The sequence below is a fragment of the Funiculus sociatus GB2-C1 genome, from assembly GCF_039962115.1.
Classification (GTDB): domain Bacteria; phylum Cyanobacteriota; class Cyanobacteriia; order Cyanobacteriales; family FACHB-T130; genus Funiculus; species Funiculus sociatus.
Genome location: NZ_JAMPKJ010000010.1, coordinates 20,529 through 47,037, shown reverse-complemented (window position 1 = coordinate 47,037; position 26,509 = coordinate 20,529). Strand labels below are relative to the sequence as shown.

Annotated in this window: 22 protein-coding genes and 1 other RNA gene; 13 read left to right on the top strand and 10 right to left on the bottom strand. The window is 46.4% G+C overall.

The features are described from left to right. Positions 1–11: 11 nt before the first annotated feature. The 5 genes from NDI42_RS07255 to NDI42_RS07235 all read right to left on the bottom strand — a co-directional run bounded on the left by NDI42_RS07255 (position 12) and on the right by NDI42_RS07235 (position 6,290). Complete coding sequence (locus NDI42_RS07255; RefSeq protein ID WP_206755900.1) at positions 12–3,722, bottom strand: PAS domain S-box protein; 3,711 nt, start codon at positions 3,720–3,722, stop codon at positions 12–14. 280 nt (positions 3,723–4,002) lie between these two features. Continuing rightward, positions 4,003–4,914, bottom strand: coding sequence for a WD40 repeat domain-containing protein (locus NDI42_RS07250; protein WP_199311018.1), 912 nt, complete (start codon positions 4,912–4,914; stop codon positions 4,003–4,005). Positions 4,915–5,150: 236 nt separating this feature from the next. Next, positions 5,151–5,579, bottom strand: coding sequence for a heavy metal-responsive transcriptional regulator (locus tag NDI42_RS07245; RefSeq protein WP_190452203.1), 429 nt, complete (start codon positions 5,577–5,579; stop codon positions 5,151–5,153). A gap of 21 nt (positions 5,580–5,600) precedes the next feature. After that, complete coding sequence (locus tag NDI42_RS07240; protein ID WP_190442646.1) at positions 5,601–5,894, bottom strand: hypothetical protein; 294 nt, start codon at positions 5,892–5,894, stop codon at positions 5,601–5,603. Positions 5,895–6,119: 225 nt separating this feature from the next. After that, a complete protein-coding gene (locus NDI42_RS07235) occupies positions 6,120–6,290 on the bottom strand; it encodes a chlorophyll a/b-binding protein (RefSeq protein WP_190425002.1) in 171 nt (56 codons plus the stop codon). A 522-nt stretch (positions 6,291–6,812) separates the two neighbouring features. On the opposite strand from NDI42_RS07235, the gene ald reads away from it, so the two are divergent. Next, the gene (ald, locus tag NDI42_RS07230) at positions 6,813–7,904 is read left to right on the top strand and encodes an alanine dehydrogenase (RefSeq protein ID WP_190452201.1); all 1,092 of its coding nucleotides are present in this window, start codon (positions 6,813–6,815) and stop codon (positions 7,902–7,904) included. A gap of 149 nt (positions 7,905–8,053) precedes the next feature. Here the strand turns inward: ald and topA are convergent, their stop codons facing one another. Then, entirely contained in the window at positions 8,054–10,705 is a 2,652-nt protein-coding gene (gene topA / locus NDI42_RS07225) for a type I DNA topoisomerase (protein WP_190452199.1), read from the bottom strand. A gap of 307 nt (positions 10,706–11,012) precedes the next feature. Between topA and NDI42_RS07220 the strand changes: the two genes are divergently transcribed. Continuing rightward, complete coding sequence (locus NDI42_RS07220; RefSeq protein ID WP_190452197.1) at positions 11,013–11,306, top strand: hypothetical protein; 294 nt, start codon at positions 11,013–11,015, stop codon at positions 11,304–11,306. A gap of 241 nt (positions 11,307–11,547) precedes the next feature. On the opposite strand, the gene NDI42_RS07215 is transcribed toward NDI42_RS07220, so the two are convergent. After that, positions 11,548–12,102, bottom strand: a complete 555-nt coding sequence (locus tag NDI42_RS07215; protein ID WP_190452332.1) for a Uma2 family endonuclease — start codon at positions 12,100–12,102, stop codon at positions 11,548–11,550. 227 nt (positions 12,103–12,329) lie between these two features. Here NDI42_RS07215 and NDI42_RS07210 point away from each other — a divergent pair, with 227 nt between their 5' ends. From NDI42_RS07210 to cobJ, 3 genes are all read left to right on the top strand, one after another. Then, positions 12,330–13,907 (top strand): NAD(P)H-quinone oxidoreductase subunit N, encoded by a 1,578-nt coding sequence (locus tag NDI42_RS07210; protein WP_190425014.1) that lies wholly within the window; start codon positions 12,330–12,332, stop codon positions 13,905–13,907. Positions 13,908–14,465: 558 nt separating this feature from the next. Next, positions 14,466–14,876 (top strand): hypothetical protein, encoded by a 411-nt coding sequence (locus NDI42_RS07205; protein ID WP_190452195.1) that lies wholly within the window; start codon positions 14,466–14,468, stop codon positions 14,874–14,876. Further along, positions 14,877–16,787: a precorrin-3B C(17)-methyltransferase gene (gene cobJ, locus NDI42_RS07200; protein ID WP_190452193.1), complete on the top strand. Its 1,911-nt coding sequence runs from the start codon at positions 14,877–14,879 to the stop codon at positions 16,785–16,787. A 1-nt stretch (position 16,788) separates the two neighbouring features. Here the strand turns inward: cobJ and NDI42_RS07195 are convergent, their stop codons facing one another. After that, positions 16,789–17,139, bottom strand: coding sequence for a phage holin family protein (locus NDI42_RS07195; RefSeq protein ID WP_190425022.1), 351 nt, complete (start codon positions 17,137–17,139; stop codon positions 16,789–16,791). Between the two features lie 297 nt (positions 17,140–17,436). Here NDI42_RS07195 and NDI42_RS07190 point away from each other — a divergent pair, with 297 nt between their 5' ends. The 8 genes from NDI42_RS07190 to NDI42_RS07155 all read left to right on the top strand — a co-directional run bounded on the left by NDI42_RS07190 (position 17,437) and on the right by NDI42_RS07155 (position 24,687). Next, entirely contained in the window at positions 17,437–17,928 is a 492-nt protein-coding gene (locus NDI42_RS07190) for a pentapeptide repeat-containing protein (RefSeq protein WP_190452191.1), read from the top strand. Continuing rightward, a complete protein-coding gene (locus NDI42_RS07185; RefSeq protein ID WP_190452189.1) occupies positions 17,925–19,100 on the top strand; it encodes a 5-(carboxyamino)imidazole ribonucleotide synthase in 1,176 nt (391 codons plus the stop codon). The genes NDI42_RS07190 and NDI42_RS07185 overlap by 4 nt, the downstream gene beginning before the upstream one ends. 114 nt (positions 19,101–19,214) lie before the next feature. Then, positions 19,215–19,397: non-coding RNA, 6S RNA (ssrS, locus tag NDI42_RS07180), on the top strand. Between the two features lie 196 nt (positions 19,398–19,593). Beyond that, positions 19,594–20,859, top strand: a complete 1,266-nt coding sequence (locus NDI42_RS07175; protein ID WP_190452187.1) for a M16 family metallopeptidase — start codon at positions 19,594–19,596, stop codon at positions 20,857–20,859. Between the two features lie 68 nt (positions 20,860–20,927). Next, positions 20,928–22,208, top strand: coding sequence for a M16 family metallopeptidase (locus tag NDI42_RS07170; protein ID WP_190452186.1), 1,281 nt, complete (start codon positions 20,928–20,930; stop codon positions 22,206–22,208). 30 nt (positions 22,209–22,238) lie between these two features. Continuing rightward, positions 22,239–23,018, top strand: coding sequence for a peptidoglycan-binding domain-containing protein (locus NDI42_RS07165; protein ID WP_190452184.1), 780 nt, complete (start codon positions 22,239–22,241; stop codon positions 23,016–23,018). A 242-nt stretch (positions 23,019–23,260) separates the two neighbouring features. Continuing rightward, the gene (locus NDI42_RS07160; protein WP_190452174.1) at positions 23,261–23,638 is read left to right on the top strand and encodes a hypothetical protein; all 378 of its coding nucleotides are present in this window, start codon (positions 23,261–23,263) and stop codon (positions 23,636–23,638) included. 50 nt (positions 23,639–23,688) lie between these two features. Then, positions 23,689–24,687 carry a hypothetical protein gene (locus tag NDI42_RS07155; RefSeq protein ID WP_190452173.1) on the top strand — a complete coding sequence of 333 codons (999 nt, stop codon included), beginning with the start codon at positions 23,689–23,691 and terminating at the stop codon, positions 24,685–24,687. Positions 24,688–25,279: 592 nt separating this feature from the next. Here the strand turns inward: NDI42_RS07155 and NDI42_RS07150 are convergent. Together NDI42_RS07150 and NDI42_RS07145 are read right to left on the bottom strand one after the other, a co-directional pair. Then, positions 25,280–25,915 carry a YqiA/YcfP family alpha/beta fold hydrolase gene (locus tag NDI42_RS07150; RefSeq protein WP_190452171.1) on the bottom strand — a complete coding sequence of 212 codons (636 nt, stop codon included), beginning with the start codon at positions 25,913–25,915 and terminating at the stop codon, positions 25,280–25,282. A 78-nt stretch (positions 25,916–25,993) separates the two neighbouring features. After that, entirely contained in the window at positions 25,994–26,488 is a 495-nt protein-coding gene (locus NDI42_RS07145) for a Spy/CpxP family protein refolding chaperone (RefSeq protein ID WP_190452169.1), read from the bottom strand. Between the last annotated feature and the right edge of the window lie 21 nt (positions 26,489–26,509).

Here is a 26,509-nt window from a genome sequence, read left to right as displayed (position 1 = left end):
ATTTTTGTTCACTATTGGCGTTGGCAAATTGGGATGGCAATTAAAAACTCAGTTCCTTTTCCTGGTTCTGAGAAACACTTCAAAATGCCGCCATGTTTATCAACCACAATTTGATAACTGATGGATAATCCTAAGCCAGTACCTTTCCCAACAGGTTTGGTGGTAAAGAAGGGGTCAAATAAGCGGGCTTTTATTTGCTCTGTCATTCCTGAACCATTGTCCCGAATCTTAATCGTTACGTGATTTCTATCTCGAACTTCGGTAGAAATCCGAATCTGCGGATTCAAACGTGGGAAAGTTGGAAGGTTTGATTCCGACTCGTCTAAACCTTCCAACGCTTCGAGAGCATCAAGCGCATTGTTCAGGATGTTCATAAATACCTGATTTAGCTGTCCTGGGTAGCATTCTACGGGCGGTAGGTTGCCATACTCTTTAACAACTTCAATGGCGGGATAGCTGACCCTTGCTTTTAGACGATTTTGCAAGATCAGCAGAGTGTTATCAATGCCTTGATGGATATCTACTGCCTTCATTTCGGCTTCATCCAGACGGGAGAAGTTACGCAACGATAAGACAATTTCGCGGATGCGATCGCTCCCCATCTTCATCGAACCCAGAATTTTCGGCATATCTTCAATTAAGAAATCCAAGTCAATCGCCTCGGCTTCCTTTACAATCGCTGGCGCGGGATGAGGATAATGTTGCTGGTAAAGATGAAGGAGATTAATTAAATCTTGAGCGTATTGAGCTACGTGAGTGAGATTGCCATAAATGAAATTAATCGGGTTATTAATTTCATGAGCGACACCAGCGACAAGTTGACCCAAAGAAGACATTTTTTCAGTTTGAATCAATTGGGCTTGAGTGTGTTGGAGTTCGCGCAGAGTTTGTTCTAATTGTTGCGCTTGTTCTCGTAATTGCGCTTCCCTTCGCCGCAGTGCTTCTTCCGCAGCTTTACGTTCCGTAATATCTACGCCAATGCCCCAACTTGCCCAACCGGGAATCGGGAATTGCCCGGATATATTAGACCATGCTACTGTCTTGACACTACCATCCTTAGCAGTGACATCCCATTCCCAGCTGCGGTAGTCATTGCCAAGTTCAGCCCATGCAGCCATCATTGAGTCGCGATAAGTGGGATCTGGATAAAATAACTCCAGCGCTTGAGGATTGCCCACAACCTCCGAAGCGCTGTAGCCCGTTACTTGTTCGCACTCTCGGTTCCAGACGGTAAAGTTCCCGTCTGCATCGAAGGCATCCATCATCACTGGCATATTTTGAACAACCCGGCGCAGTTGTTCTTCTCGCTGCTGCAATGCCTCTTGTGCTTGCTTGCGTTCAGTGATGTCGGCGACTAAACCATCTGCGCGGATTGCTTTGCCAGTTTCATCGTTAATTAACCAGCCTCGGTCGTGAACCCAACGCATTTCGCCATTTAAGCGAAAAATCCGGTACTCGATTTCATAATTGCCCCGTTCCGAAAGCTGTTGGAAATTCTCCTCCACGCGATCGCGATCTTCTGGATGAATCACCTCCAGCCACAGGTGCGGGTTGTCGAAGAACTCTTGTGTTGGGCGTTGATAAACAATTTCCGCAGCTGGGTTGAGGAAAAGTATCTTGGAAGTGCTGGCACAAGTAGACCACACCACATCTTTCAAGGAATTCATCATGCTGTTTAAGCGTGACTCACTCTCGCGCAATGCTGCTTCTGCTTGCTTGCGCTGAGTGATGTCGGATACCAAACCATCTATGCGAGTTGGCGTATCAGTTTCATCGTAAATCAGCCAGCTTTTGTTGCGAATCCACCGCACTTCCCCATCTGGTCGTAAAATCCGATACTCTAATTCTTGTCTGCCCGTTTCCATGAGTCTGTTAGTAGTCTCAATGCGATCGCGATCTTCTGGGTGGATCACCTCGTACCACAGATACGGATTATCAATAAAATCTTGTCTGGAACGCTGATATAGAGTTTCGGCGGCTGGGTTGATGTAAAGCACCTCGAAGGTATGACATTTAACCGACCACACCACGTCTTGCAGCGAGTTCATAATATTATTAAGCCGCGATTCGCTCTCACGCGATCGCGCTTCTGCTTGCTGGCGCTCAGCAATTTCCTCTTCCAGCTGCTCGAAAGCATTTCTTAATTGAGCCGTGCGTTTCTCAACTCGCATTTCCAAAGCTTCATTTGCTTTTTGTAGAGCTGACTCTGCCAACTTGCGCTCAGTAATATCTTCAGCAACCTTAACATAATGAGTTATTTCGCCTGCATCGTTAAAAACTGGCGAAATAGAGGCAAGTTCCCAGTAATATTCGCCATTTTTTTTCCGGTTATAAAATTCTCCTCGCCACTCGCCACCCGCACTAATTGCCTCCCATAACTTTTGGCATTCTTCCGGCGATTGTTCGCCTAAATTATCTACATTCGTGCCAATAACTTCTTCACAGGTGAAACCAGTCAAGTCGGTTAACTTGGGGTTGACATATTCAATACAACCAAAGCTATCTGTAATTAAAACCATACTTGGGCTTTGTTCCACAGCCCGATATAGCTTGCGAAGTTGCTCCTCAGCAGCTTTGCTCTCGGTAACGTCTTGTGCAAAGGAGGCGACTCCGATAACGTTTTCGCACTCGTCAATCAGTGCCGTGCTGTACCACTCGCAAATAATAGTTTCACCATATTTGGTAATATTTTCGGTGGTGCTGCGAGTAGTATTTTTTTGAGTCAGAAGTTGCTTTTGGATAGCTCGCGCATTCTCTCTACAGCTTTCCGGGATAAGCATTTGGGCGAAGTCACAACCCATTACCTCGTTCCCATAGCCAAAAATCGCTTCCGCCGCCGGGTTCCACCGGGTAATTTCCAAATTTGCGTTCCATTCCACAATTGCCAGTGGCGTTTGCTCAAACAGCAGTGAAAGTCTTTTTTTTGATTTCTTGAGTTTCTCTTCTGCCAGCTTGCGATCGCTAATATTTCGCCAGCAACCAACAATTTCCAGCACATTTCCCCCGGCATCCCGCACCAGCTTCATCTCATCGTGCATCCACCGATAAGTTCCATCCGGGTTTCGGAAACGATATTCTTGGGAGTAACACCCAAGATCCAACACATAAGGCATCCCTGCAAAGACACGCGGCGCATCTTCCGGATGAATATGGTTCTCCCAGAAACTGCCATCTTCCAAAAAGTCCTCTGGTTCATAGCCCATCTGTGCCGTGACGTTTTCGCTGATGAAGGTAGTATCGAAATCGCCGGAAGCTTTGCAACTATATATCACGGCTGGACTAGCATTCAGCAGATGTTGCAAGCGTTCCTGAGTTTTGTGCAGTGCTTCTTGAGCGGCACGTGCGTCACTGATGTCGCGAGCCACTGCATACACCAAACCCTCCTCGGCACAAAAAGTAGAAGCCCACGCAAGCCACTTATACGAGCCGTCTTTGCACAGATACCGATTTTCAAAGGCTACTGTGTCAGCACCTGTTTGTAGTTTCCTGGCTTCAAAAATAGTTGATTCTGTGTCTTCCGGATGAACAAACTCTAGGTAAGGTTTACTTTTAAGTTCTTCCTTAGTGAAGCCTAGCGTTTTTTCCCATGCCGGGTTTAGATGCTGGAAATATCCATCAGCATCAGCGATACAAAGCATTTCTAGGGATAGATTGAAAAAACGTTCTACCCCTGGTTTTTTGTAATCATTTATACTACTTACTTCGCTGGCATTGTCAATCATCACCAGTCTTTACTTCCTAAGTCTTATAAAGAACTAAAATTAGTTTTCCCAAAAATGGACTCCTAATCTCTATATAGCGTTATATAGGGTTTCTCCGTTGGCTGGAATATATCGCGGTTATAGTGTTCAGTCCACGTTGGCAGGGAAATGGCAATGTCCCTACAGAAGCCCCCAACACAGACCTGAAGAACTGCCTCTCAAGGAAGAACTTTTTTTCTGGGAAGCGGGTAAAAACTCTTCTCTCCTTCCAGGTCAGGGGTTGGGAGAGAGGTCAAACAATCTATTTCCTTACTTGAGTATCAGTTTGTGTGGCGGGAACTTGCCAAATTTTAATTGTTCTATCAAAACCGCCAGTGGCAAGGGTGCTTCCATCAGGACTAAAAGCTACCGAGTTCACCCAGTCTGAATGTCCTACAAGTAAGGCTATTAGCTCCCCAGTTCTCAAGTTCCACAAGCGAACACCATCACGGCTGGCACTGGCAAGCATTTCTCCCGAAGGATGGATGGCAATAGCCCGAATCAAGCCTGTATGTCCCGAAAGCGTGTAGAGCGATCGCGCAGTTGTTAAATTCCAAACTTTAATTGTGCGGTCATAGCTGCCACTGACCAAAATATTACCTCTAGGGTCAAATGCCAGGGTGCTGATTGCACCAGAATGCCCCGGAATTGAACCAATGGAGCTTCCAGTTTTTATGTTCCACAGTTTAATTACTGGGTCTCTACCCCCACTTGCAAGGATATCTCCTTGCGAACTAGCCGCTACAGCGTAGGTTTGGTTATCAAACCGCACCAAAGTATATATAGGGCGCTGTGTCTTCAGATTCCATGCTCTAATTCCATCCAAAGCACCTGTCACCAGAATTTCATTATCTGGCGTGATTGCTGTTGACAAAATGTTACTCGTGTGGTCTAAAAAGGTACGAGTATATTTTCCAGTTTTCCAGTTCCAAAAATTGAGTGAAGAGTCATTACTAGAACTGGTCAATGTTTCTCCATCGGGGCTAAATTTTAGGGCAAGAACTGCCCGACGATGCGCCCGGAGGTTAGAAACTTGTCTCCCTGTTTTTAACCACCAAAATCTAATTCTGCCCTCATTGTCACTGCCCCCACTAATAAGAATTGTCCCATCAGGACTGAAAGCTAAGGATTCAACAGTTGTGGAGTGACCTTTGAGTGTGCGGATGAGCTGCACATTTCTCCAGGCTTGAGGTAGTGAGGTGTCTGAAGTTTCAGACGGCAGAACCTGGGGAATTTCAGTCTGAGCCTTAACTTGAAAAAAGGCGAAAGGTAAAAGGCAAAATATAAAAGTAGGGAAAAAGAGAAAAGTGTAAATAAAATTACGTTTTTCTGTTTTTCTCGATATACGTAACTTTAAATTTTGGCACTTTTCCTTTTTCATTCTAATTTTCTACCTTTTTTGTTTTGCCTTTAATCTTGGATATTTGGGCAAATAGTCCGATCGATGCGGTGAGCGGGTGGACGGTCTTGCCAACCAGAGAGTAACCCTTGTAGTTCAGCTTTGAGGATTTCGAGGGATTCAATTTGAGAAGCGATCGCGTCTACTTTGGAAAGCAGATGCTGTTTTAATGCACCACAAGGCAACTCCCCCCCGTCGTGGACAGCTAAAATTTCTTGTATCTCGCCCAAACTAAGTCCGAGAGATTGCGATCGCTTGATGAACGCCAGCCGATTAATTATCTCGCTACTAAACAGTCGATAGCCGGATTCTGTTCGTTTCACCACTGGGGACAATAGCCCAATATCTTCGTAGTAGCGAATAGTTTTCACCGAAAGACCACTACGATGTGCAACTTCACCAATTTTCAGCCATTTACCTGAAGTAGAAGTGGCTATCATTCTTGTATGCTTACAAAGTCTTTACTGGCGTGGATTGTGCTTAGATGCACTCAGTGTAGGTAAAGCCGTCCGGGGGGAAGAAGCGGGGAGATAGCGTTGTGCTTTTTGGGGTTGGGGTTCAACTTCATGTTGCTGCTGCTGCCACCACCGCAGAGCGATCGCTATCCCCACCATCGCCACTCCAAAGGTCAGCAATGACCAGCTTTGATCCACTCCGCCAATCACTGCATCTACGGCACCAACAATGACAATAAAACTGGTAATTGGTTCTTTACGGTAAGCTGACTTCAAAAATCTAGGCATCAAAGCATTCATCACGACTTACTCTATTCCCTATAGTATTTATTCTAATTTCAGGTTATCTCATCTAGCAGTCAGGAGCCTGAAGTTAGAAAACAAGCATCACACATCGGTTGCTCCCAGACTGAGCCATCATAGCTCTCACGGCGCTTCTATCGCGGACTGAGTGCTGAGTGAATAAGACACATCCTATCGCTTATCTTCTTCCTCATTCCTCAGTCCTAAAGTCAAGATTCCTGATTATTGCAAGCCCAGCCAGGATAGTACACCTTTCCCAGTGACGTATTCGATAATCACCATCAGCAGAAAGCCAATCATTGCCGCTCGACCATTCAAGCGCTCTGCGTAATCATTAAAGCCAAACTTTGGCTGCTCCAGCTTGGGAGTGACGGTGGGTTGAAGTTGGGTCATAGTTTGGCAATCCTTACGTCTTGATGCTTCTAGAGTATTTTACAATCCTTAATATATTTTAAAGGTGCTAGTCCTTGAGTCAATGGGAAAGCACGAAATATCATAAACTTCTGTGATGACCATGCCTTAGCTTGCTTTGGGTGGGGCAGCCACTTCATCTGCAACGGAATTTTGAGATTTTCCGTTTTGAGTTTTAAATGCTTTCGATAGGATATAGCAATTCCTTTATGCTTTGTGAAGCCAAAGAAACCTGGTTTTGATAAAGTTACCGACTTTGGTGTAAATTGGAACTTTTATAACTCAATTATAATTGTTATAGCAGCCTTCTTAAAGGGCTTCTCCCAAATAGGAGAGAAAAACTTCACTCTTTGCCTAGAGACAAATACACAAAAATTCAGTTAAAGAAGAAAAGTAAAACTTAAACTCTCTATACCTTTATAGAGTAACTTTTCCAATGTGCAACTAATAGATATTAGTTGTAGATACGGCCAATAATAACAAAGCTAATCATCGAGGTGAGAAATGGAAATTGGCGTTCCCAAGGAAACCAAAGATCAAGAATTTCGAGTCGGGTTAAGTCGTAGCAGCGTCCGGGTATTGTATGAAAATGGTCATGCAGTATTTGTGGAAAGTGGCGCTGGTGTTGGTGCTGGCTTCACCGATGAAGATTTTATTCTTGCTGGGGCGAAAATTGTCTCCCAAGCTAAGGACGCTTGGAATCGAGAACTCGTAGTTAAGGTGAAAGAACCACTCAAGCACGAGTACGAGTTTATCCAGAAAGAGCAGCTGCTGTTTACTTATTTACACTTAGCAGCAGATCGGACTTTAACCGAGAATTTGATTGATAGTGGAGTTTGCGCGATCGCTTACGAAACCGTAGAAATACCAGACAAAAAAACTCTGCCTCTCCTCACCCCCATGAGTATCATCGCTGGTCGCCTCGCCGTCCAATTTGGGGCAAGATTTCTCGAACGCCAGCAAGGAGGTCGCGGAGTTCTCTTAGGCGGCGTTCCCGGCGTTCGTCCTGGTAAAGTCGTAATTTTAGGAGGCGGCGTCGTTGGTACAGAAGCCGCAAGAATGGCGGTAGGTGTAGGCGCTCATGTGCAGATTTTGGATGTCAATGTCGAGCGCTTAGCTTATTTGGAAACCCTCTTTGGTTCCAGAGTTGAACTGCTTTATAGTAACTCTCTGCAAATTGAAGCCGTTGTCAGAGAAGCAGACTTACTTATTGGTGCAGTTTTAATGTTAGGACGTCGCGCCCCCATCCTCGTAACGAGAAGTTTAGTAAAACAGATGCTTCCCGGTTCGGTAATTGTAGATGTGGCTGTAGACCAAGGCGGATGTGTGGAGACGCTGCGCCCTACATCTCACACTAATCCTACATATATAGAGGAGGGTGTTGTTCATTACGGTGTTCCTAATATGCCGGGAGCAGTTCCCTGGACTGCAACTCAGGCACTTAATAATAGTACCTTACCCTATGTCTTGAAATTGGCGAATCAAGGCATGAAAGCATTAGAATTAGACCCGGCTTTGGCGAGGGGTGTGAATGTACAGAATCATCGGTTAGTGCATCCTGCTGTGCAGGAGGTTTTCCCAGATTTAGCCCATTAGATAATTGATAATCGGATATTGTAGAGACGTATACAACGTCTCTACAATTGGGAAAAAATCCACCAATTACCAAATGTAAATTTCTATGACTACTGATACTGTGAAGCAGCAGATGCGATCGCTTTCAAAGAGCGATCGCATCAATTCTACTAGGAAGATTTTTTCTTAGTAGTAGATGTAGTCTTCTTCGTAGTTGTGGTTTTCTTAGTAGTTCCACTCTTAGCCGTTGACTTGCGAGTGGTTTTCGTCGAACCTGCCTTTTCTGCTAAAGCTTTCAGTGCAGTTTCGAGCGTTATATTTTCCACCGTTTCCCCTTCTGGAAGCGAAGCATTTACTTTGCCATGTTTCACATAAGCACCATAGGGGCCATCGTAGATATTCACTGGTTCATTGTCTGCTGGGTGAGTACCGAGTTCCCGTAAGGGTGCCTTAGACTTGCTGCGAGTACCGCCGCGTCCCTTTTTCGGCTCCGACAGTAGCTCTATTGCGCGTTCTAGCCCAATTGTCAATACATCATCGCCAGCTTTCAAAGAGCGGTATTCTTTCCCCTCCTTGCCTTGGTCGTGGACAACGTAAGGGCCAAAACGCCCCAACCCTGCTTGGACTTTGCCCCCTGTAGCTGGGTTAATGCCCAAATTACGCGGCAAAGACAGCAAACCTACCGCCATGTCTAAGGTGACATCTTCGATGTTGACACCTTTAAGCAGGGAGGCACGTTTGGGTTTTTTATTTTCCTCCGTAGCATCGCCTAGCTGGACATAGGGGCCGTAGGTGCCAATTAGCACATAAATCGGTTCCCCAGTTTCCGGATGCAAGCCTACTTTGTCGGGGCCTTCGGTTTTCTGCTGTAGCAGCGTCTCGACTAAATCGGCATCAATGTCTGACGGGGTAAGATCCTTGGGAATTGAGGCTTTGACTGCTTCAGAGCCATTCTCCGCCTCAATGTAAGGGCCATATTGACCAATCCGGACTTTTGCGCCACCGAGATCGTCTAATTCGATGGTACGGGCATCTGTAGCATCGATCTCGTTTTCCCGTTCCTTAACTTGGGTTGCCAGACCCTGGTCTCCCAAGTAGAACTTTTGCAGATATGGCAACCATTTAGCTTCCCCAGTCGAGATTTCATCCAGGGTTTGCTCCATCTTGGAAGTGAAGCTGGTATTCACCAAGTCGGGAAAATATTTTTCTAGCAGCGCCGTGACAGCAAAGGCTGTGAAGGTGGGAACTAGGGCGTTACCATTCATCTGAGCATAGCCCCGGTCAATAATCGTGCCAATGATGCTGGCGTAGGTGCTAGGACGACCAATCCCTTCGCTTTCTAAGGTTTTTACTAGGGAAGCTTCGGTGTATCGTGCGGGCGGTTGAGTTTCGTGACCGATGGATTCTAGCTTAGTGCAGTTTGGGCGATCGCCTTTTTTCAGAGAAGGTAAAATTACTTCCATGTTTTCCAGTGCTGCCTCTGGATCGTCGGAACCTTCCACATAGGCGCGTAAAAAGCCATAGAAATCAATCCGTTTGCCACTGGCGCGAAAACCCGCGTCTTCCACTTGCAACTGCACGGTAATTTGAGTTTGGCGTGAGTCTGCCATTTGAGTAGCGACAGTGCGCTTCCAAATCAGGTCGTAAAGAGCTTTTTCCCGACCACTCAAACCAGTTTCATCAGGAGTGCGGAAAGTGGCACCAGCAGGACGGATGGCTTCGTGTGCCTCTTGTGCGCCTTTGCTTTTGGTGGTGTACTGGCGGGGTTCCGGACTGAGAAACTCCTTGCCGTACATTTTTTCGACACAACTGCGAGCAGCTGCGATCGCTTGCCCAGACAAATGCACCGAATCCGTCCGCATATAGGTAATATACCCCTGCTCGTACAAACTTTGAGCAGTCCGCATTGTATCCCGCGCCGACAGGTGCAGTTTTCGGTTAGCCTCCTGTTGCAGCGTCGAGGTGGTGAACGGTGGCGAAGGTTTGCGAGTAACTGGTCTTTCTTCCAAATCAGCCACTGTCCAAGTTTTATCAGCCAGTCCCGCCTCTAAGCTTCTGGCTTCCTCTTCCGAGAGCAAAACCACATTGCGACCAGCAACAATTTGTCCCGTAGCTTCATCAAAATCGCTTCCCGTAGCGACCCTAGTTCCTCTAAAGTTAACAAGCCGCGCCTCAAAAGGGGTCTTATCTTTGCTTAAAGTTGCCTTCAGATCCCAATAAGTACCTTGGCGGAAAGCGCGACGCTGGCGTTCCCGGTTCACCAACAACCGTACCGCTACAGACTGCACCCGTCCCGCCGATAACCCATAGGAGATTTTCTTCCACAGCAGCGGCGACAGGGTATAACCTACCAGTCGGTCGAGAATTCGCCGTGTTTCTTGAGCGCGTACCACCTGCTCATCAATACTGCGGCAGTTTTTCAAAGCATCGCGGATGGCTTCTTTGGTGATTTCGTGAAACACCATGCGCTTAATGGGAACCTTCGGCTTCAGCAGTTGCAATAAATGCCACGATATGCTTTCGCCTTCGCGGTCTTCGTCAGTTGCCAGCACCAACTCATCAGCCTCTTTCAAGGCGTTTTTTAGGGTAGTGACTATCTTCTTTTTATCGCTGGGGACAACATACAGGGGTTCAAAATCGGCATCCACATTTACCCCTAGCTGCGCCCATTTTTCCCCTTTGTAAGCTTCGGGAATTTCTTTACCAGATTGGGGAAGGTCGCGCACATGACCCATCGACGCCTCGACGCGGTAGGTGGAGGGCAGAAATTTACTGATGGTGCGTGCTTTGGTGGGGGATTCGACGATGACGAGGGTTGACATGGGAACTTCCGGAATAGCAGCTGGGCTGAACAGTCTTATTAAATTAATTTATGCCAAATGTCAAGGGATGCGCCCACAGACTCAAGCCTGATGGAGCACGGCTAAAGCTTGCCTGGAGGAGGTTTTAAGACTGGCGGTGGCTCGCAAAAAGAGCGGCATATGCCCTTGCGTCGCCAGACTTAATTTAAAGCTATCTCAATGTTTAACTTATATGGAATCTTAATGGCGACCTTGACGACTTTCTATCCTGTGCCAGAATAGATGCCAACATATAGGCTAAACGCGCCTAGCAGTAGGAGCATAAGCGATGCAACCGATTCGACAAGGCGATGTAATTTTACTTTGCGTTGAGAAAACCGAGGGACAAAAGCTATCTCACCTGACTTTAGCGGAAGGCGAGGTGACTGGACACAAGCACCGGATCAGTGACGGACAAGCTGAACTCTACGAGGCAAATGGCACACTGTATCTGCGCGTCCTTTCGGAGACAGCAACTTTAACCCACGAGGAGCATAACGCTATTTCTATTCCTCAAGGCGATTGGATGGTGCGAATTCAGCGGGAATATGAGCCTAAAGGATGGCGATATGTCGCTGATTAAGATTGAGAAACTTACGCTAGAGCAAGAAGTGCTAATTCCAGTTTATCGCCTGAAGTGGAGAGCGATCGCAAAGCTGGTGCTTTCAAAAACAATTTGATTAGCTGGGAATTTCGATTTATTAAAAACCAATAAATTCCTGAAATCAAAATAGAGGGTACTTTGATAACTGGATTAAAGGTATTACTAGCAGTTCAATTTATGAACTTCCAAGGGAGGTTGATTTCGCCAAACGCGATCGCGCTTACAACAAACTTCTCACAGCTAAAGTAAATCCAATCACTACATCCTCACCATTTAAAACGGCTGTAGCGGGATACTGCGTCACCGATCCATCCGCCCGATACACCCAAGCTTGCTGATTCTGGCGGTCACACAACCATCCCAATCGCACCCCATTATCAATGTACTCTCGCATTTTTGCCTGAAGAGTTTCTAAACTATCGGTTTTAGAACGAATTTCTATCGCAAAATCGGGAGCTAAATTTAAAAATCTATCTTCTTGCTCATCCCAATCTTCGGCTAATCTTCCCCTAGCGACAAAAGCAGCATCCGACAATTTAATAGCTGTATTTGCTTTGAAGCCTGTACTGGGGTCAAAAACCTCGCCTAAATCCTGACTTTCTAGCCAACTAACCAGATAAGCTCCGGCTTTTGCCTCTCGATTACCGGAAATTTCTCCGGTTGGTGGCATAATTACCAATGTGCCGTCAGCATTGCGCTCAAATTGCGAATTGGGATTTTTAGAACTGATGAGGATCAATTCTTCATCCGTAACAGTCCACCAAGACTGCACAATTGCTGTTTACCTGGGATAAATATTCTGGATTTATCAACGCTTATTTGACTTATTTTAGTGTTTAATTAAACACCATCTCCAGATGCGATCGCTTGCGTCTCTACAAGATACCTCCGAGAGCGTCTTGGCAGTCCACTCAAAAAAAACTAGAGCAGACCTCAGCCAGAGACGCAATAATAATTAAGAGTCCCAGACAATAAGCCTGATACCCAAAACCTATATAACTCATGAGTTTTGCTGAACTTGCAGCCCAGCTGAATGCTGGGACAATATTGCCAGAGGGGATTGTAATTGTCACCCTGTTAGCAGTTCTAGTGGTTGACTTGATTGTAGGGCGGACATCCTCCCGCGTCACACCCTACATAGCGATCGCAGGGTTACTCTCCGCTATCGTAGCCCTGTACTATCAATGGGATAACACCAACACCGTCTCCTTCCTCGGCGGCTTCAACTCAGATGCCCTGAGCGTAGTATTTCGCGGTATCATTGCCCTGTCTTGTGCCGTCACCATTTTGATGTCCATCCGCTACATTGAGCAGAGTGGCACATCTTTGGCAGAATTTATCGGCATTATGATCAGCGCAACGCTGGGGGGAATGTTCCTCTCAGGTGCGAATGAACTGGTGATGATTTTCGTCTCCCTGGAAACCCTCAGTATCTCCTCTTACTTGATGACGGGATACATGAAGCGCGATCCCCGTTCCAACGAAGCAGCGTTAAAATATCTGCTGATTGGGGCTTCCAGTTCCGCGATATTCCTCTACGGTCTGTCGCTGTTATACGGATTATCTGGAGGAGAGACAGAATTAAGCGCGATCGCCACAGCAATGGCCAACGCCAGCACAGATTTATCCTTTGGGTTAGTCATAGCTTTGGTATTTGCGATCGCGGGTATCGCCTTCAAAATTTCCGCCGTTCCCTTCCACCAGTGGACACCAGACGTTTATGAAGGTTCGCCAACGCCTGTTGTCGCCTTCCTCTCAGTCGGTTCCAAAGCCGCTGGTTTCGCCCTCGCGATTCGCCTAATGGTGACAGCCTTCCCCCTGATCACCGAACAATGGCACTTTGTTTTCACCGCCCTCGCAGTTTTGAGCATGGTTTTGGGTAACGTCGTCGCCCTCACCCAAACCAGCATGAAGCGGCTACTCGCCTACTCTTCCATCGCCCAAGCTGGCTTCGTAATGATCGGTTTAATTACCGGAACCGAAGCAGGTTACTCCAGCATGGTTTTTTACCTGTTGGTATACCTGTTCATGAACCTGGGCGGCTTCGCCTGCGTGATTCTATTCAGCCTCCGCACAGGCACCGACCAAATTAGCGAATACTCAGGACTGTATCAAAAAGATCCGCTCTTGACGCTAGTTTTAAGCATTTGCTTACTTTCTCTGGGAGGAATTCCGCCTCTAGCTGGCTTCTTCGGTAAAATTTACCTGTTCTGGGCAGCTTGGAAAGCTGGTGCTTACGGCTTAGTATTGCTAGGTTTAGTTACTAGCGTCGTCTCCATTTACTACTACATCCGCGTTGTGAGGATGATGGTAGTCAAGGAACCACAAGAAATGTCTGAAGCTGTGAAGAACTATCCAGAAATTCGCTGGAATTTACCAGGAATGCGTCCTTTACAAGTGACTTTGGTACTGTCGTTAATAGCGACATCTGTAGCGGGAATTCTTTCTAACCCGCTGTTTAGTTTAGCTAACAGTTCCGTCACCCGCACAACGATGTTGCATGGAGTGCCTGTGGTTAGCACTCAGACACCAGCGATTAGTCATCAGCCTTCAACCGTTAATATTCAGGTTGGTGGTTAGGGAATAGCACAAGATTGTAGAGACGTGAATAGGGCTTACGCACGTCAACACGCTGTAGGGGCATGGCAATGCCATGCCCCTACGACAGAATCAGGCATTCACTAATTAACTGCGTAAGTCTTGGTAGAATAAAAGCGTCTCTACACCCGTTAAAAGAAGTTGAAACTTTGATAAGTTCTATATTTTAGTCAGTTAAAACTGACTTTAACTATTAAAGGATGTTTGAAAAGTTATCTATGTGACGCTGAAATCTTGGAGATCCCCCCTAGCCCCCCTTTTTAAGGGGGGGAAATCTTCAAAGTCCCCCTTTTTAAGGGGGATGCAAGGGGGATCTCTAACCCATAGCGTTTGAAAAAGCACTTTTCAAACATCCTCTTAGCCAGAACTTTAGGGCAGACATTAAGGCTAATTGTAACCCTTGGTACTTAACCGTAAAATAGGCGATATTGATGGCAAAAATAAAAAAATCCTAAAAATAAGCGAATTTTCAGCTTTTAAGGTTTAATAGTGTCTTGATAGTTGCCTAAGCTACGAATTTCAGGTTTTGTGGGGGGTTTTATGTCGATTTGCGACAATGCTCGTAAAGCCTCATTTATCCAGCATTCAACTGGTCAACAGTCTCACGCGATCGCTTTGTTGCCCGATTCACTTTTGACTAATGTAAATTGCTCTTATATTACCGACGGCTATTATATGACCAATCTTGTTTATTCCGACTGGGAGACAATCGGAAGTGTCACCGAACTCGACGCAACCAAAGAGATGTTGGGTAAGAAACCTTACTTTTTCAAGGAAGGCATCCCGATAAAGGCTGATGTTCTGAGAATAGAAAACATTTCGGCAGCCGAAGAGGATGATGAAGATTTGGACGAAGATTTCGACGAAGACGATGAAGATTTCGACGAAGACGAAGAATATTTAGACGAAGACGACGAAGATTTTGACGAGGAAGAGGACGAAGAAATATAGATGGTATTAGTTTGGCGCGAGTTTCAGCCGATAGCTGCGATCGCCACTACCCCCAGCGCCACCAAAATATTACAGCCTCTAACTCAGGCGGCTGGTGCAACCCTTTGGGTACCGGATTCCTTAACCAATGTAGAGGCTTTGCATTCAACGTCTCTAGAGGTTTATCACGGTTCTCTGAAAGACCATTTAATCGAAATTTGGCATCAACATCAGGCGTTTATTTTCTGTTTAGCAGCAGGGGCGGTGGTGCGACTGATTGCACCTTTGTTACAGGATAAATCCCGCGATCCGGCTGTGGTGGTGTTGGATGAAAATGGTAAATTTGTTATTAGTTTGTGCAGTGGTCATCAGGGAAAAGCCGATCAATTGGCAAGAGCGATCGCGCACTCTATTGGCGCAACTCCAGTTTTAACGGGCGCATCATCTGCATTAAAATTACCAGGTGTTGATATACTCGGAGTTCCCTTTGGCTGGAGTCGTGGCGAGGGAGATTGGACAGAAGTTAGTGCAGCTGTTGCAAGAGGCGAACTCGTTCAAGTCATTCAAGAAGCTGGATCTACCTTGTGGCAAAATCATCTACCCCAACATCCGTTTTATTTCGGATTTCCGGAATATACCGCCGCACATAAAGAAGAATCAGTTTCACCAAAAGCGAGAATTTGGATTAGTTCCACACAGCGACAATTTTCCAGAGAATCAGATTTACCAAAAGTACAATGGCATCCCAGAGTTTTATGGGTAGGAATTGGTTGCGAACGGGGAACGTCTAGAGAATTAATTGAAACAGCAATTGAGCAAGTTTTTCGGAAGAATCACTTGGCTATTGCCGCGATCGCAGGTATCGGTACAATTGATATCAAAGCCGATGAAGTTGGGTTAGTGGAATTTTGTCGCGATCGCAATTTACCTTTACGAACCTTTCGGGCAGAAATACTACGTTCAGTTACAGTTCCCAACCCTTCAAATGTTGTAGAAGCAGAAGTTGGAACCCCCAGCGTCGCAGAAGCAGCAGCAATATATGCAGCTGGAGAAGCCCGTTTTCCTGAAGTTAGTAAACTACTGGTTCCCAAACAAATTTTTAGATTGGAAGGGCAACCGGGGGCGGTAACGGTAGCGATCGCGCAATCCAATTTAGAATACACTGGGCGCACAGGCTGTTTATTCCTAATTGGTACTGGGCCAGGAAAATTAGATCAGATGACTCCAGCCGCCCAAACAGCCATTTCTCAAGCCGATGCAGTCATTGGTTACTCTCTCTACATCGACTTAATTACCCCACTTTTGCGCCCTGGACAAATTGTAGAAGCTTTACCGATTACCCAAGAACGTCAACGCGCCGAAAGGGCGATTGAATTAGGCAACTGGGGATTAACTGTAGCGGTTGTCTCCTCTGGCGACTGCGGTATTTATGGTATGGCGGGGTTAGTGCTGGAAGAATTGCAAGTTAAAGGTTGGGATGGCAAAACTCCCGCAGTTCAGGTTTTTCCGGGGATCACCGCCCTACAAGCAGCCGCCTCCCGCGTCGGTGCGCCCTTGATGCACGACTTCTGCGCGATTAGTTTAAGCGACTTGCTGACACCGTGGGAAGTGATTGAGAAGAGATTAAAAGCAGCTGCCCAAGCTGATTTTGTCACAGCTTTGTATAACCCGCGATCGCAAACTCGCACCCAACAAATTGCCACAGCTACAGAAATCTTTCTGCAATACCGCGACCCCAAAACACCTGTAGCAATTGTCAAATCTGCTTATCGACAAGACGAACAAATTGCTCTGACGACACTTGACAAATTGCTCACCATGTCAATCGATATGTTGACTACCGTGTTAATTGGTAATCAAAGCACCCGCACCCACGCCGAGTGGATGATTACCCCACGCGGTTACTTGGGATTTGATAACGAAAATTGTTAACTCATTGGGCGGCTCTGTTGAACAAAAAGTTCAGCCCACTAGCCACCACAGTTAACACAATTGAACCCACCAAAGCAGACAATAAATTTGTAATTACAAAACCAGGCGTAAGATATGCTACCAGCCAAAGAGTAAGTGCGTTCACAACAAATAGAAATAGCCCCAGAGTCACCAGCGTCAGGGGCAATGTCAAAAGTACCAATAGAGGTTTGACAATTGCATTCGCTAATCCCAAAACAATCGCAGCAATAAGGGCATCAACAAAAGTTTTGACCGCAAAACCAGGGACAATATAAGTTGTAATCACCAGCGCGATCGCTGTAATCAGCCAAGTTACCAAAAAATATGGCATAAGCTTTAGTTGAAACTAACTCTCAAAATTTTAACCCTTTCCCCCCAATCTGGAAACTGATGTAGCAATCCTAATTTATTTATGAAATTCCTTCTTTCCTCTTCCTCCACGTCTGGGCGCTTCGTTTCAAGTCGAGACACTTGCATTTCGCGTCTCTACATTTCAAATAGGAACGAAACCCAACAAGGGAAGGGATTTGATGGGTTTCGCGACATACAAATGAAATACGACTGCTATAGGCGGCAAATATAGCGATCGCCCTACCCTACAATTATTGTTAACACTCAGCACTTTTTTATGAACCTTCGCCAACTAGCAGCATTCTTACTGGCAATAATTCTCTTAATCTGGGCATTACCAGCACAAGCATCAGATTATCCTCCTCCCCTGTCGTTTAGCAACGCGGAACTCAAAGGAAGGGATTTTTCCGGTCAAACCCTAGAAGTAGCTGAATTTTCCAACGCTAATATGGAACTAGCTAACTTGGAGGGTGCTGACTTGCGGGGCGCAATTTTTAGTGCCTCTGTGATGACAAATGTTAATTTACACGGGGCAAATTTAACTCATGCGATGGTAGATCAGGTAAAATTAATCGGCTCTGATTTAAGCGATGCCGTTTTAGTGGAAAGTATTCTATTACGGACGATTTTTGATGATGTAAATATCACTGGCGCAGACTTTTCTGATGCGATTTTGAATAGAGCGCAAATAAAAGAACTCTGTGCCAAAGCATCTGGTGTAAATTCTAAAACAGGCGTTGCAACTCGCGATTCTTTGGGGTGTCGATGAAACGTGTAGGTGTAATTGGCGGCGGACAATTAGCTTGGATGATGGCTGGTGCATCTGAGTCTTTGGGGGTGAAATTAATAGTGCAAACTCCCCATTCGACAGATCCGGCTGTGGAAATTGCTGATTCTACGATTTTTGCTGCAATTGATGATGCCGCCGCTACACTTGAGTTGGCGAATCGCTGCGATGTAATTACCTTTGAAAATGAGTTTATTAATCTGCCAGCCTTGAGGGAATTGGCACAACAAGGTATCTCTTTTCGTCCTGGGTTGGAAGTATTAGCTCCCCTGTTAGATAAATACGATCAGCGTTGTTATTTAGAGGATATCGGCTTACCAACTCCCAGTTTTATGACGCTTGAGGGAGAAGTTGGGAATGATGAATTAAATCTGACCAAATCATTCCCTCAACCACTGAATCTTCCGCAGTTGGATTTCCCCCTGGTTCTGAAAACCCGCCGTCACGGTTACGACGGTCAAGGAACTTTCATTATTAAAGATAGTGAAGCTTTGCAGTCAACTTTGCAAAAGCTCAAATATGCGCCAGTTTTGTTAGAAGAATTTGTCCCTTTTGAGCGAGAATTGGCTGTGATGGCGGCGCGTTCTGTGGATGGGGAAATTGTTGTTTATCCAGTTGTGGAAACCCAGCAGGAAGACCAAGTTTGTCGTCGTGTTTTGGTGCCAGCTGAGATTAGTCTAGCAGTGGAGGAAGAGGTAAATGCGATCGCGCACTCTTTGCTAAACAGTCTACAAGCCGTTGGCATCTTCGGCATTGAGCTATTCTTGACCAATGACGGGAAAGTGTTGGTAAATGAAATTGCCCCCCGCACTCATAATTCCGGACACTTCACCCTGGATGCTTCTGTTACATCCCAGTTTGAGCAGCATCTAAGAGCCGTTTGCGGTTTACCATTGGGCAATCCCGCCCTCAAGAGCGCTGGTGCCGTCATGGTAAACTTACTCGGTTACGAGCATTCCCAGAATGACTATTTTGCCAAACGGCAACAACTAGCCGAGTTACCCGCTTCTTACGTCCACTGGTACGGCAAAACCGAATCCCGCCCCGGTCGCAAGTTGGGTCATGTTACAGTTTTGCTAGATATAGCCAATAGAGCAGAAGCAGAAGCGATCGCGCAAACCATCGAGTCCATCTGGTACCCCCAACAGCGCTGATCTAAAGCCGGGAACCCCCAGCCCTACTCGATCCCAGTCTGTCCCTGAGAACCATGTAAGCGAGGCTCTGCCTGCCTTCTCTTATTTACCCTTTCCCCTGCTACAATAAAAAAAGTTCTACTGCGGCGTTGGTGACTGCCAATAACGTTTTTTGACTATGCTTTGTTCTTAAGGGAACCAAAGTGTTCTGGCAGCAGTAAACCGGGCAAGTACCCGGAAACTTTAAGCCAGAGCCACGGTACCCACCTGGTTTTCACCAGGTCATAAACTGAGGTAAGACGGCGTTGCGGTGAACTTAAAAAATTAAATCCCCTTGTCTTCACGATAAGGGGATTTTTGTATAACTAGCTACAGAAATTGTGAGGGATTCCTCATAATTGTTAATACATAACTACAGAGATTTAACCTCTGGATCAACACAGTTTAATATTTGTGTTGGGATAAAGATAAGGTAATTTAAAGCGCATCTAACTTGGGTTAGAGATAAAAGAGTTTGTTACAACTATTAAAGACTTCACAATTCCCAGCTGATGTAGTAACGCTGGACAACGGTTTAACCGTGATTCATCAACATCTACCAGCCACCCCGGTAGTGGTGGTAGATGTTTGGGTTAAAGCAGGTGCGACGCGAGAACCCCAAGAGTGGTTGGGAATGGCGCACTTTCTGGAACACATGATTTTCAAAGGCACCGAAAGGCTACCGCCTGGTGTATTTGACCATGTAATAGAAAGTCGCGGCGGGATGACAAACGCTGCGACAAGCCACGATTATGCACATTTTTTCATTACCACAGCAGCGCAGTATTTAGAAGACACTCTGCCTGCACTAGCAGAAATTCTCTTAAACGCCGCCATCCCCGATTTAGAATTTGAGCGGGAACGGGATGTAGTTTTAGAGGAAATCCGCCAGACATACGACAATCCCGATTTTCTAGGATTCCAAGCACTAACAGAAAGCATTTACCAGCGTCACCCTTACGGACGCCCGGTTTTGGGAACGGAAGAAATACTGATGGAGCGATCGCCTGACGAGATGCGCTGCTTCCACCGTTCCCATTACCAACCCGAAAACATGACCGTGGTAATTATCGGCGGAGTTGCTAAAGAACCAGCACTAGAACTGATAAATCGGTCATTCCAACACTTCTGTTCCCCGCTTGCTTGTCCCCTAAACCTAGCCGAAGCCGAACCTCCGATAATCGACATTCGCCGCCAGGAATTCTACTTACCCAGGCTAGAGCAGGCACGTCTAATGATGGCATGGACGGGGCCAGGGGTAGATCAGCTGCAAAGCGCTTGTGGTTTAGATTTGCTAGCCGTACTGTTGTCAGAAGGGCGAACTTCCCGCTTAGTAAGAAACTTGCGCGAAGAACAACAATTAGTGCAGCACATTAGTAGTAGTTTCTCGCTTCAGCAAGACTCAAGTTTGTTTACAATTAGTGCCTACTTAGAGCCAGAGAATTTAGATCGAGTCGAAGCACTCATCGGCGATGCGATCTCCGAGTTGCAGAATAGACCTGTTTCGGAGGCAGAAGTTGCTCGGTGTAAGCGCCTGCTGTGTAATGACTATGCTTTTTCTACAGAGACACCCAGCCAACTAGCAGGCTTGTATGGTTACTACAACACCATCGCCACTGCTGAACTAGCAGTCACCTATCCAGAGAAAATTGAGTCTTTTGAGAGTTGCCAACTCCAGCAACTAGCGCAGCAGTATCTCTCACCCTATCGATATGCAGTCACAAGCCTCAAAGCCTGTTAGCGTGAATAGAGGTGGCAATTGGCAACTAGCAATTAGCCATACTTTAATTAGCAATCCTTCAATTACCAATGGCTCAAAGTGTGACGCGATCGCTTGTTCATCCAAATATTCATCGCACCGTTTTAGATAATGGCATCGTATTAATTACAGTAGAGAATCCAGCGGCTGATATCATTGCCGGACGCATTTTTGTGCGGGCTGGAGGGGCTTGGGAAGCACGAGAAGAGGCTGGAGTATCTCACCTCTTAGCAGCAGTAATCACCAAAGGGACTGAAAAACTTTCTTCCCTGGAAATTGCTGAGCGAGTGGAGTCAGTCGGAGCCAGTTTAGGTACTGATGCGGCTGCGGATTATTTTTTACTCAGTCTCAAGACAGTTTCCGCAGACTTTCCCGATATGTTAAGTCTGGCGGGGCAAATTATGCGATCGCCTACTTTCCCTGAAGCGGAAGTGGAACTGGAACGCCGTCTCGCCTTGCAAGATATTCGTTCCCAGCAGGAGCAGCCGTTTACAATTGCTTTTGACCAGTTGCGACAGGCGATGTATCAAGATCATCCCTACGCCTTATCCAGCCTGGGAACAGAAGCCACTATGTCTGGGCTAAATCGCGCCCACCTCCAGCGCTACCATCAAACTTATTTCCGCCCCGATAACGTCGTAATTAGTTTAGTCGGCCGCTTAACCCCAGAAGATGCGGTAGATTTGGTTAATCAAGTGTTTGGAGATTGGCAAGCTCCCCCAACACCCTTGCCTACCCTAACTCTACCCAAAATTACCCCCCAACCCCACTGGGCAAAAACTCCGCAAGAGACGCAGCAATCAATTGTAATGTTGGGACACATAGCCCCATCAGTGAAAGAAACCGACTATTCAGCCCTGAAATTGCTGAATACTTACCTGGGTAACGGTCTTTCCAGCCGATTGTTTGTAGAACTGCGGGAAAAGCGAGGATTGGCTTACGATGTGTCAGCTTTTTTTCCCACACGGTTAGAAACGTCGCAGTTTGTAGTATATATGGGTACGGCACCGGAAAACACTGCGATCGCTTATGAAGGCTTGCGAACCGAAGTGGAACGACTTTGCACCACTCAACTGAGCGACACGGAACTGCAATCTGCCAAGAACAAACTGCTCGGTCAGTACGCTCTAGGCAAACAAACAAATTCCCAAATTGCCCAGGTTTTCGGCTGGTACGAAACTTTAGGATTGGGAATAGAGTTTGACACCCAGTTTCAGGAAAAAATCACCAGTGTCACCCCAGAAATGGCACAAACAGCGGCTTCCCAATACTTCATAGAGCCTTACGTATCGCTAGTTGGCCCATCTGAAAAGATAGAAATTCAAGCTTAAAAAGGAAAAAGTAAAGAGGAAAAAGTGACGATGAAAAAATTATTTCTTTTGCCTTTTGCCTTTTTACTTTTGCCTTTTGCCTTTAACAATTTGCCTTCTTTTGCCCAGACAACTCCGACAGCAATCAACCGCCCAAACTTAAAAACTGGAAGCCAAGGTGGTGCAGTGAGTGAACTCCAGGCAGTTCTCAAACTCTTGGGTTACTATACTGGCGAAGTGAATGGCGTGTATGGAGATAGTACAGCGATCGCAGTCTCCCGGTTTCAGCAAGCAGCTGGATTAAAGCCTGATGGAGTCGTTGGTGCAGAAACCTGGAGACGCTTATTTCCTACATCCCCACCGTCAGCAACAGTCGCAGCAACGACACCCGCCCCAACACCAGCACCCACATCAACTACAGGAGCCGCATCTTTTCCTGTCCCAACCACAACAACAGCCGCCGCCACTCCTACTCCAGCAGCAACTCCCCGTCCCGCAGTTAGAGTCCCCCAGCGTCAGACAACACCTACCAGAACCCCCAGAACCCCCAGAACCCCCAACCGTCAGCCAACACCCCGCCCAACTCCACAAGCACGGGTAAACCAGGCTACCAGATCCGCGACTGACTTTCCCATTCTCCGAGTGGGAATGCAAGGCCCCGCCGTCACCACATTGCAACAGCGATTGCGAACTCTTGGCCTTTACAGAAGAGCAGTTAACGGTGTCTTTGATGCTCCTACCCAAGCAGCCGTCATAGCCGCTCAACAGAGATTTAAGCTAACCGCCGACGGTGTTGTTGGCCCCGCCACCTGGAGCGCTCTATTGCGTTAGAGATCAGTCATTGAAAGGTTGTTAGAACCTGACAACGCCAAGGAACTACTGAGGAAGGTCAATCCTTGGGTGTAGTACATAATACCTTTCCAGATAGAGCGATTTGGTAGTTTCCAGCGGATATCTTATTGCTTACAGGACAAAAAGCTAGGTGAAATAACTTCTTAGCCGAATGCGATCGCCTACGAATTTCAGGGTGTTCTCTGTGTCCTCAGCTAAATTACAAGTTCGATCTTTTCCCCATGTGCAACTACCCTAAAACCGATACAAATCAGACGCCAGAATCGGTGAATCAGGGAAAAGCTAATCCTCATCGGTTTACCTCCCGGAATAGCAACCTTCAAAATCGAGCTTCTGAGCGTCGTTTTCAGGAACGGAGTTACTTAGCTGATAAAAATAACAATGCCGTTATTAATGGGCTAATGAATCTTAGCCTCACGTCGATTATAAGTTTTCTTGTTGCCGCTCTCTTCTTTATAGCTCACAAAAATGAAGATTCTCTGCTTATAGTGCCTGCCCTCAACGATACTCCATCTCAAAGCAGTAACAAAGAGTCAAGCATCAAAAATCAAATAAAGCAAGGGCGATGGAGTACATCAGATGTTGCTCACATCTACTGAAAATACACAAGTTTTAAAAATCTATTCATTCAGGAGTTTTAGTAGTAACCATGTCTAACCTACAAAATCGCAATAACGACAAGCCTGAAGTTAACCCGAACCCGAACAGTCAGGTTCACACCAATAAAACAGTTCATACAAATAACACCGTAGATCCTGCCAAGGCGAACTCTTACCGGGATGGCTACGTACATGGTCGAGTTACTGAACACCACCGCCAAGATGAAGTACAAGAAGTCCGCGATAATAACAATGCTGCTCGTGGCTTATTGCTAGGAATTGGTCTTACCTCTCTGCTGGGTCTAACCCTCGGTAGTCTCTTCCTCCTCAACCAGCGAAATAATCAGGTAGAACAATACAATCCACCAGCTCAGATTGTACCTGTACCTGTACCTACAGCTTCACCTGTGCCTTCAGTTTCGCCGAACTCAACGGCACCTTCTAGTTCATCTGATGCTTCTCAAGAGTCAGGCGAAACTAACACCATAATCAGAGAAAGAGTTGTTGAAAAAGCGGTTCCAGTTCCGGTTCCTCAGCGACAAGCAGCACCGCCTGCTCAAAAAGCGCCAGATGTTAACGTTAATGTTTCTCCTGCGCCTTCTAGCCAACAGCCAGCTCGACCAAACAACACGACAATTATTAACGAAGCTCCTGCTCAACCACAAAGCCAAAACCGAACAGGTACTTCTGGTACTTCTACCAACCGCAGCACCACTACCACACCAGGTCGCACTTCTACCAATGGTGCCACACCAGGTAGTAGCACCACCAACGGCACCACTACTACGACACCGGGTGGCAGCACCAACGGCACCACTACTACGACACCGGGTGGCAGCACCACCGGCACCACTACTACGACACCAGGTAGCAGCACCACCAACGGCAGCACTACTACGACACCGGGTAGCACCACTGGCGGAACAACTGGCACCACACCAGGAGACACTTCTACCACTGGCGGGACAACTGGCACCACGCCAAGCGGCACTTCTACCACTGGTGGGACAACTGGCACTACATCAGGCGGTAGTTCTTCAGGTCAGTAAGCGTTAAAAGCCACTTTCTTCTAATAAGGGCGGGTTTGAAACCCGCCCTTATTCTTCAGTTTATAAACAAACATTTTCAAATCGTTGCATCAGATAAAGGAGTATGAATTTTATTAAATATCGAGCTTTTAGTCAAAATTAGGTGGTAACTTAAATATAGGCACAACGAAGTACGAAACTTCGATAACAAACTTCGGATTTGAGCCTGTGCCTCCCGCTCTCATCCCACGCAACGCCGAATCTGGTTGCTATCAATACAAATTAGCATGGCGTTCAAACTCATTCGCTTCTTTTATTGAGTTGTTGGACGTAGAGCTAAAATTACTGCCTGAATTGGTGGAAGAGAGGCAAAGTTAGAAAAAGGTTCGTTGCGAGTTCAGCCCACTCTAGTAAGTTAAAGTAATCCTAATTGTCATTAACTTTTTGTCTTTCGTTTGAGTATTCTGACCGTTCATTTCGTTGATAAACCCGCCTCTCTTGTGGCGGGTTTAATTTTTTTAGGTACTCATGCGATCGCCTAAACTTCCCGATAAATCGGGGTGCAGTAAAAAGAAAGTTTCGGTGTTGGGTGAGGTTCCAAGGAGTCAACCTACTACAACTGGCAGAAGGCTTGAATCAATTTCCACATCTCAGACAGGACGTTGCCCAAGCTGTGATCGTCTTCTAGTTCGATTAATTCCACCCAAGGGCGTGAGGCTGCATAGTTACGGCTGGCTGTGATCGGAATGACTTCATCGTAACGCCCGTGTAGGATCAGGGTGGGAATTGGCCGTTGTAGGTGTTCGTCCAGATATTGGGAAGCGTCGGTGACAAACTTGTAATGTAGAGGAAGCGATCGCTTGTCTCCATAGTGATACACCTGCAAATACTTCTCCTCCTGCCAGCGTTGCACTTGTTCTTCCCCTAATCTTGGCACCCAGTGGGAGAGAAACCCAAAGGCTGGAGCTAATAAAACTAATTGTTTGACTTTTGAATATTTTTGTGAGGTATGTGCAGCAGTTAAACCGCCTAAACTGGAACCAACTAAAGTTACTGGTGTTTCATCTGTAGGAAATTCGGCGGCAACTTGTTCTATTTGTCGTGTTATTGTCAAGTGAGAAAAGTCGCCTTGATTGAGGTCGAGGAGTTTTAGGGAAATATTTAGAGATTGGAAGCGACGTAAGAAATATTCAGCTTTTGCAGATTTCGGGCTAGAAGCAAATCCGTGTAGATAAATGTAATTGGTCATTGGGGATAGGGGATTGGGAATTGAGAATTGGGGATTAGGAAAAGTCTTACCTAGTCCCTAGTCCCCAGCCCCCAGCCCCTATTGTGCGTTTCTTTTCCCAGCCCGATTTTGGTAATTTTGCCGACGCTGTTGCATCAGTTGGGCAAACTTAGTGCGTTGCTCTGGAGTCATAATTTCCCGCATCGCCATCATGCTTTCAAACTTCAACTGTCTTATCTGCTGCGCCAACTGTTCAACTTGCTGATTTTTAGCGGTAATTTGGCTAGTGGAAGCTGTAGTGCTGCTCATCAGCGAAGCCAGCTCTTGCTTAGCTTGACGCATGGCTTGTGCGCGTTGGGAAATTTGGGGTTTGTATCTAGCCTGCATTGCCTGCATCTGCTGCATTTGCTGCGGGGTTAAATTAAGTTCCTGAAGGAACGAATCCCGATTTTTACGACGCTGCGGTTGAGGACTGGTGGAATCGCCGGGGGTTTGTGCAACCGTTTGGGGTAACAGCGTAGGAGTGGCAAAAGCCGCGCTGCTACCCATAGATAGCATGAGAACGGCTACAAGAGAAACACGACTTAGTGACATGGAAATGAAATCCTTTGTTAG

Excerpts from the sequence above, each read along its gene's own strand:
- NDI42_RS07255 (WP_206755900.1), bottom strand. The coding sequence starts at position 3,722 with ATGATTGACAATGCCAGCGAAGTAAGTAGTATAAATGATTACAAAAAA.
- NDI42_RS07245 (WP_190452203.1), bottom strand. The coding sequence starts at position 5,579 with ATGATAGCCACTTCTACTTCAGGTAAATGGCTGAAAATTGGTGAAGTT.
- NDI42_RS07240 (WP_190442646.1), bottom strand. The coding sequence starts at position 5,894 with ATGAATGCTTTGATGCCTAGATTTTTGAAGTCAGCTTACCGTAAAGAA.
- NDI42_RS07235 (WP_190425002.1), bottom strand. The coding sequence starts at position 6,290 with ATGACCCAACTTCAACCCACCGTCACTCCCAAGCTGGAGCAGCCAAAG.
- ald (WP_190452201.1), top strand. The coding sequence starts at position 6,813 with ATGGAAATTGGCGTTCCCAAGGAAACCAAAGATCAAGAATTTCGAGTC.
- topA (WP_190452199.1), bottom strand. The coding sequence starts at position 10,705 with ATGTCAACCCTCGTCATCGTCGAATCCCCCACCAAAGCACGCACCATC.
- NDI42_RS07220 (WP_190452197.1), top strand. The coding sequence starts at position 11,013 with ATGCAACCGATTCGACAAGGCGATGTAATTTTACTTTGCGTTGAGAAA.
- NDI42_RS07210 (WP_190425014.1), top strand. The coding sequence starts at position 12,330 with ATGAGTTTTGCTGAACTTGCAGCCCAGCTGAATGCTGGGACAATATTG.
- NDI42_RS07205 (WP_190452195.1), top strand. The coding sequence starts at position 14,466 with ATGTCGATTTGCGACAATGCTCGTAAAGCCTCATTTATCCAGCATTCA.
- cobJ (WP_190452193.1), top strand. The coding sequence starts at position 14,877 with ATGGTATTAGTTTGGCGCGAGTTTCAGCCGATAGCTGCGATCGCCACT.
- NDI42_RS07195 (WP_190425022.1), bottom strand. The coding sequence starts at position 17,139 with ATGCCATATTTTTTGGTAACTTGGCTGATTACAGCGATCGCGCTGGTG.
- NDI42_RS07190 (WP_190452191.1), top strand. The coding sequence starts at position 17,437 with ATGAACCTTCGCCAACTAGCAGCATTCTTACTGGCAATAATTCTCTTA.
- NDI42_RS07185 (WP_190452189.1), top strand. The coding sequence starts at position 17,925 with ATGAAACGTGTAGGTGTAATTGGCGGCGGACAATTAGCTTGGATGATG.
- NDI42_RS07170 (WP_190452186.1), top strand. The coding sequence starts at position 20,928 with ATGGCTCAAAGTGTGACGCGATCGCTTGTTCATCCAAATATTCATCGC.
- NDI42_RS07165 (WP_190452184.1), top strand. The coding sequence starts at position 22,239 with ATGAAAAAATTATTTCTTTTGCCTTTTGCCTTTTTACTTTTGCCTTTT.
- NDI42_RS07160 (WP_190452174.1), top strand. The coding sequence starts at position 23,261 with ATGTGCAACTACCCTAAAACCGATACAAATCAGACGCCAGAATCGGTG.
- NDI42_RS07155 (WP_190452173.1), top strand. The coding sequence starts at position 23,689 with ATGTCTAACCTACAAAATCGCAATAACGACAAGCCTGAAGTTAACCCG.
- NDI42_RS07150 (WP_190452171.1), bottom strand. The coding sequence starts at position 25,915 with ATGACCAATTACATTTATCTACACGGATTTGCTTCTAGCCCGAAATCT.
- NDI42_RS07145 (WP_190452169.1), bottom strand. The coding sequence starts at position 26,488 with ATGTCACTAAGTCGTGTTTCTCTTGTAGCCGTTCTCATGCTATCTATG.